The organism is Thermodesulfobacteriota bacterium (assembly GCA_040756475.1).
Lineage (GTDB): Bacteria > Desulfobacterota > Deferrisomatia > Deferrisomatales > JACRMM01 > JBFLZB01.
The window spans coordinates 1-5,202 of sequence record JBFLZB010000253.1; the positions used below are offsets into that span (position 1 = coordinate 1).

Consider the following 5,202-nt stretch of genomic DNA (forward strand, 5'->3'; position numbering starts at 1 on the left):
TTGACCAGGCACAGCCCCTCGCGAACGCCGCTCTCCCGCAGGCACGCCTCCACCTGGGGCGTGATGTTGACGAAGCCCCGCCGGGCGGGAATCTCGAACCACAGCTCCTTTCGGTAGCTCTTCACGAAACGGTCCTACGGCAGGCCGGCCACCACTTGCCGGTACTCCTGCTCGGTGAAGGCGCGCAGGGTCTCCATGCTGGTCTCGCCGGCGGAGCCGATGGTGAGGAACGCGCGCAGAAAGCCCTCTTCGGTGGGGAACTCGCTGATGGCAATGGCGTCGTACTGGCCCAGGGTGAGATAGAAGGCCTTGAGCTCGCCCCCGGCGGCCCGACAGGCCGCCTTGGCCCGGTCCAGGCGAGAAGGCATGTCCTTGAACTGCTCCATGCCGGACTGGGTGAAGCGAAGCAGGGTGACGTAGGTGGCCATGGCGCTTCTCCTGTGCGAAGGGGCGGTGCGCAGCCCGCGTTTCACGGTGTCGCGAAGGAAGATACTCCACCGGGACGCTTCGGCAAGCCGGCGGCGGCTCAACGTCGCGGCTGGGTCGTGCGCCGGCTCGGCGGCGCGTTCCAGGGGTCTTCGGGCCAGCGGTGGCGGGGGTATCGGCCCCGCATCTCCTTTCGAACCTCGGGGTAGGTGTTTTCCCAGAAGCTGCGCAGGTCGGAGGTCACCTGGAGGGGGCGCCCGTGGGGGCCCAGGAGGTGGAGGACCACCGGAACCCGGCCCCCGGCCACCCGCGGGCCCTGGGCCCAGCCGAAGACCTCCTGGATCTTCACCGCCAGCACCGGGGGGCCGTCTTCCGGGTACTCGAGCCGCAGCCGGCTGCCGCTCGGGACCTGGCAGCGCTCGGGGGCTTCCCGGTCCAGGAGCTGGAGCTCCCGGGGCGTGAGGCGCCGGCGCAGCGCGCCCAGGAGGTCTGCCCGGCGAAGCTCGTCGAAGCTCGTGCAGCCCCGGGCCGCCTCTTCGAGGGCCGCCCTCCACTGGGCTTCGTCGTGGGGTGAAATCCCGAGCTCGGGGGCGGCCCGGGCCAGGAACGACCGGCGGGCCAGAAACGCCAGGATCTCCGGGCCGGGGCGAAGAGCCGCGACCGGGTCCCGTGCGGCTTCGCCGGCCAGGAGCCGGCGGGCCTTCTCGGGATCGGGCCGGATCGGGCGCTCGGCCACGATCAGATCCCCGTACCGGTCCCGCTCCCAGGCGGCGACCCGCCCGGTGCCCGGGTCGAAGACCGTCTCCCGCTCGGTTGTCACCCCTTCGAGCCACGCCGGGTCGACGGTGCTCGCCCAGCGGATCACCCCCTCCGCCCGCTCCCCGCGCCGGCCCCCGTCGAGGCGGGCCGCCACCACGAACGGCGCGCGCCGCACGCCGCTTTCCGGCGCGAGAGAAGCGCCGCGGCCGTTGGATAGGACGAAGCGCTGGCTGTCCGGGCTCCGGCGCCGGGCCACGCGATCCGGGTAGGCGCACAGCGCCAGGCGAAGGAGGTCTTCCGGAGCGGGGTTCGCCGTGCGGGGGACGGCTTCCGGCAGGCTTTGCGCCGTCTGCTCCACCTGGCCGGCGGCGCGCCAGGCGGCTCGCGCGGCTCCGGGCTCGATCCCCAGGGCCCGCAGGCGCTCCGGCTCGAAGCCGTGCGCCGCCGCCTCCTCCAGGAGGTCCAGCCGGTGGAGCCAGTCCGAGTCGTGGGAAAGGGGCCCCGGTGCGGGCTGGGCGCCCCGCCCTCCCAGGACTGCCCGGCCCGCCAGGCAAACGTCCCGCTCCGCGGCCAGGGCGGCGAGGCGCGCCCCCTCCCGCGCCCAGCCCCGGCGCGCGGCTTCCGCCACCAGGCGGCCCAGGCGGGGGTGCAGGGGGAGCCGGGCCAGGGCCTCCCCCGTCGGCGTGAGATGCCCGAGGGCGTCCACGGCCCCCAGGCGCCCCAGGAGCTCCAGGGCGGCGTCCACCCGCTCGGGGGCCGGGGCCTCGAACCAGGGGAAGGTGGCCGGGTCTGGGTGTCCCCACGCCAGGAGCTCCAGCACCGCGTGGCCCAGGTCGGTGCGGTGCACCTCGGGCTCGATCCGCTCCGGCCGGCCCTGCTCCTCGTGCCGGGTCCAGAGGCGAAGCGCAAGCCCCGGCCCCAGGCGGCCCGCGCGCCCGGCCCGCTGGTCGGCCGAGGCGCGGCTGATGGACTCCACCGCGAGGCGGTCGAGCCCCAGGCCGGGGTCGTGGCGCAGCACCCGGGCGAGGCCCGTGTCGACCACGGCGGATACCCCCTCCACCGTCACGCTCGTCTCCGCCACGTTGGTGGCCAGAATGACCCGGGGAACGGGCGAGGGCCGCAGGACCTCGTCCTGTGCCGCCGGGGGGAGGTCACCGTGGAGGGGGAGCACCCGCGCGCCCTCCTGGGCAGCCCAGCCCTCCAGCAGGCGGGACGCGGCGCGGATCTCCCCGGCCCCGGGGAGGAAGGCGAGGAGGTCCCCGCCCGCCCCCGGGCGCATCCCCCAGGCCCGGCGTATGCCGGCGGCAGCGCGCTCCGCCGCCGGCGTCGGGTCGGGCCGGTCCAGGTAGACGATCTCGACGGGGTGGGCCCGCCCGTGGGCCCGCACCACCTCGGCGCCCAGGTAGTCCGCGACGGGGGCGGGATCCAGGGTGGCGGAGAGGACGAGGAGCCGAAGCTCGGGCCGCACCTCCCGGCGAAGCTCCCGGAGGAGGGCCAGGGCCAGGTCGGCCTCGAGGCTGCGCTCGTGGAACTCGTCCAGGATCACGGCCGAGACGCCGTCGAGGAAGGGGTCCGACTGGAGGCGGGCCGTCAGGATGCCCTCCGTGACGAAGAGCAGGCGGGTCTCGGGCCCCGCCCGGCGGTCGAAGCGCACGTGGTAGCCCACCTCGCCGCCCAGGGGGCTTGCCCGCTCCTCGGCGACGCGGCGGGCAGCGGCCCGGGCGGCCACGCGGCGGGGCTCGAGGATCAGGCAGGCCCCGGAGCCCAGCAGTCCCCTGTCCAGGAGCAGGGGAGGGATGCGGGTGGTCTTGCCGCTCCCCGGTGGGGCCACGACCACCGCGGCGCCGGCGCGCTCCAGGGCTTCCAGGATGGCCGGCGCCGCCCCGTCCACGGGCAGGGCGGGCCGCCGGGAGCTCTTCGGGTTTTCGCCTTCCGCCCCGGGGGGGTTTCCGCTACCCTTTGGTCTGTCCAATGTTCCACTCCGCCGGAGGTGCCCCATGTTGGTGACCCTAAAGTACGGAACCGAAGGGCTTCCCGTCGAGATCGAAGAGACCCCGGGTTTCGTGGGGGTGCTGGCCCCGTCGGAGGCCCCGCCCCTGGCGGATCCCCGCGGGGCCGTGGCGGCAAGCCTGGCCGAGCCCATCGCGTGTGCTCCCCTGGCCGCCCTGGCCCGGGGCCGAGGGAGCGCCTGCGTGGTGATCAGCGACGTCACCCGCCCGGTGCCCAACCCCCTTCTCCTGCCGCCCGTTCTGGAGACCCTGGAGGCCGCAGGCATCCCCCGGGACCGCATCCTGATCCTCGTGGCCACGGGAATGCACCGCGCCTCCACCGAGGAGGAGCGGGCCCGCCTGGTGGGCCCCGAGGTGGCCGGCCGGTACCCGGTGGTGGACCACCTCTCGAAGGCCCGCGACGAGATGGTGGAGGTGGGCCGGATCGGCGCAGGGGTTTCCGCCCTGGTGAACCGCCGCTACGTGGAAGCGGACTGCAAGGTGCTCACCGGCTTTATCGAGCCCCACATGTGGGCCGGGTACTCGGGGGGGCGCAAGTCCATCCTGCCCGGCATCAGCTCCCTGGAGACCCTCCAGTACATGCACGGCCCCGAGATGGTGGCCCACCCAGGGTGCGCGTACGGCAGGCTCGACGGCAACCCCTTCCACGAGGCGGGTTTGGAGGTGCTGGGGCTGGCTGGGGCCGACTTCGTGGTGAACGTGACCCTGGATACCCGAAAACGGGTCACCGGGGTCTTCTCGGGTCACCCGGTGACGGCCCACCTGGAGGGCTGCGCGTTCCTCTCGCGACACTGCGTGCGCGAGCTCGAGGCCCCCCTGGACTTCATCGTCACGACCAACGCAGGAGCGCCGCTGGACTGCAATCTCTACCAGACCGTGAAGGGGATCACGGGCGCCGCCCCGGCGGTGAAGGCGGGGGGCGACATCCTGGTGGCGAGCCGGTGTATCGAAGGGGCCGGGAGCCCCGAGTATCGGAAGATCCTGGAGATGGTCGACTCCCCTCGGGCGTTCCTGAACCGGGTGATGCAGAAGGAGTTCTTCATCCCCGACCAGTGGTGCGCCCAGGAGACCTACCAGGTGCTCCTGGAGCGGACCGTCCACGTGTACACCGGGGGGTTCACCCCGGAGGAACTGGAGCGGTACCACTTCCGCCCCGTCCGGGACGTGGGCGCCGGGATTCGCGCCCTTCTGGAGAAGCACGGGCCCGGCGCCCGGTGGGCGGTGGTGCCCGACGGGCCCATGGTGATCCTGCGGGTGAAGAGCGGTGGCACCTGAGAGTGCGAATTCCAAACAGGTGATTGCACGGCGAGTCCCCGGTTGACCGGCCCGGAGGGGGTGTGCCAAGATGCGCGCGCCTCGCCCGCGTCCACCCGTTTTGCCGGGGATGTGCCCATGATCGTGGAAGGGACGATCTCCGAAGCTTCCTTCGTCAGCCTGAGCCGCCGCCTCTTCTATCGAAGGCCGGCAGTCCTGCTCCTGCACATGGCGGTCATGGGCGTGGGGCTCTACTGGACCAGCCGGCCGGCCTTGGAAGGCACGGCGGCCCTGGGGTGGCTGCCCCTCCTCATCCTGGTGGTTCTCTTCCTCTTCGTGTCTCGCCGAGCTCGGGACCAGTACCGGCGAAACCGCACCCTCCAGGCCCGGGTGCGTTACGAGATCCGGGAAGAGGGCCTCGCGCTCCAGACCCCCGAGGCCCGGGGGCTCCTGCCCTGGAAGGACATCGCGCGGATCGAGGAGACCCCGGGTCATGTGGTGGTCTACGGCACCCGCCGCCAGGCGTTTGTCCTCGGGAAGGACTGGTTCGCCAGCGCCGGGGACCGCGACGCCTTCGTCTCGGGCGTGGAGGCGGCTGTCAAGGCATCGGTCGCCGCCGAGTAAGTACACCGGGCAACCCCCCGCCTATGGCGGGGGACCCACGAAGTTTGACAGTGCCAGGAGCAAACGGGCTGTGTTGCGATCCGTGTGGGTTCGCGAAACGGTAGAGATCTCGGGAATGCGGCTCTTTCAC

The 5,202-nt window shown here is 73.0% G+C and carries 5 protein-coding genes; 2 read left to right on the plus strand and 3 right to left on the minus strand.

The genetic code is table 11. From position 1 onward, the window contains the following. The 3 genes from AB1578_21745 to hrpB all read right to left on the minus strand — a co-directional run. On the minus strand, positions 1 to 125 hold a 125-nt coding region (locus AB1578_21745), incomplete at its 3' end, for a YjbQ family protein (GenBank protein ID MEW6490522.1). A 9-nt stretch (positions 126 to 134) separates the two neighbouring features. Beyond that, on the minus strand, positions 135 to 428 hold the full coding sequence (locus AB1578_21750) for a GYD domain-containing protein (GenBank protein MEW6490523.1): 294 nt from the start codon (positions 426 to 428) through the stop codon (positions 135 to 137). A 98-nt stretch (positions 429 to 526) separates the two neighbouring features. Further along, on the minus strand, positions 527 to 3,157 hold the full coding sequence (hrpB, locus tag AB1578_21755) for an ATP-dependent helicase HrpB (GenBank protein MEW6490524.1): 2,631 nt from the start codon (positions 3,155 to 3,157) through the stop codon (positions 527 to 529). 25 nt (positions 3,158 to 3,182) lie between these two features. On the opposite strand from hrpB, the gene larA reads away from it, so the two are divergent. Together larA and AB1578_21765 are read left to right on the plus strand one after the other, a co-directional pair. Further along, a complete protein-coding gene (gene larA, locus AB1578_21760; GenBank protein ID MEW6490525.1) occupies positions 3,183 to 4,469 on the plus strand; it encodes a nickel-dependent lactate racemase in 1,287 nt (428 codons plus the stop codon). Positions 4,470 to 4,586: 117 nt separating this feature from the next. Further along, the gene (locus AB1578_21765; GenBank protein ID MEW6490526.1) at positions 4,587 to 5,072 is read left to right on the plus strand and encodes a YcxB family protein; all 486 of its coding nucleotides are present in this window, start codon (positions 4,587 to 4,589) and stop codon (positions 5,070 to 5,072) included. Positions 5,073 to 5,202 lie beyond the last annotated feature (130 nt).